1 protein-coding gene is annotated in these 1,262 nt (G+C 68.5%); it reads right to left on the bottom strand.

Features of this window, described 5'->3' with window-relative positions; translation table 11 throughout:
• Window positions 1–151 precede the first annotated feature (151 nt).
• Complete coding sequence (locus ACNFOC_RS54495; protein ID WP_416966330.1) at window positions 152–1,039, bottom strand: hypothetical protein; 888 nt, start codon at window positions 1,037–1,039, stop codon at window positions 152–154.
• Window positions 1,040–1,262: the final 223 nt, after the last annotated feature.

Here is a 1,262-nt window from a genome sequence, read left to right on the forward strand (position 1 = left end):
CGTACACGACGAAGGTCGACGGCGCCGGGGGCGTACTCGCGATCGGGTCCGCCTGGTACGTGGGCGGCGCGGCCGGGACGGACGGCGACAGGACGCTCGCTGCGACGCCGCCCGCCCGCGTCAACACCCGGAACACACCCGGCACTTCAACCTACGTGTCGCACTCCAACACCGTCCGGCACAGAGAACACCTCGCCCGTACTCGCCCCCGCACCGGCACCCGGATGCGCTGATGGCACGTAGGGCATGGGAAGGACACCCGAAGACTGCCGCCCTGGTCCCCGCTGAAGGCATACGGCACGCCTGACGGAGAACCCGGTCCGGGTGCGTGCCGCCGGTCATGGGCGTACCGGCGCCGCCCGGCCCACCCCGCCGCGGTCAACGGAGGCTGCTGCTCGTCACGCCGGGCCTGTGCCATCCCCTTGACGTACGCCGTGTAGGCCTGCGGGCTGGTGAACCACACGGAGGGATCCTCGCCGAAGACCAGGGCCCGCTTGGCGAGGACGTACCCGAACTCCTCCGGCGTGAGATAGCCCAGTTTCTGCGAGGACGCCGAGTCCTCCCGGTACGCGTCCAGCAGCAGCCACCCCGCGCCGAGATACGTCGCCGCCGTGTCCGTGAGGATCTCGTTCTCGCGGGTGCCGGGGAAGGACAGGTCGAGGCGGTGCAGATAGACGTGCATGACCTCGTGGGCGAGAGCCGCGCCGATGTCCCGCCGATGCGTGCGGAACCGGTCGTTCAACTCGATGAAGTACTCGGGCCCGGCGGTGAGTTCGACGTTCGCCGCATGTGTCATCTCACGGAAACTGATGATCGGCCGGGCATCGGGGAGCCGGTAGTGCCGGACCATCTCGCGGGCCACCCGCTGCGCGCCCAGGTGCAGGTCGTCCGTGTCGCAGAACGCCACGTCGACGGGGGCCACGCTGGTCGCGAACGTCTGGACGGTGTCGTAGGACAACCGCTTGTAGAGCGCGGTGATGGCGTCCCGCACCGTATCGAGGTGCGGATAGCCGTGCTCGACCGGTCCGTCGTCCGCCACGTCCACAACCCCCAGAGACGCCCTGAACCCGCATCCACTCTATGCCGACCCGCACGAATGCACGCCCCTGAAATCCCCCTGACAGATCGCGGCCGACAAGGCTATGCTCCCGGCGATGACGACTCACTCTGTTCACAGAATGGGGGTCCCGTCCGCGCAAGGTGAGTGCTGATGCTCCCTCACACCGCGAACGGGGATTCCCGACTTTCCTTCTGGCAGCGCG

Source organism: Streptomyces colwelliae, assembly GCF_048158785.1.
Classification (GTDB): Bacteria; Actinomycetota; Actinomycetes; order Streptomycetales; family Streptomycetaceae; genus Streptomyces.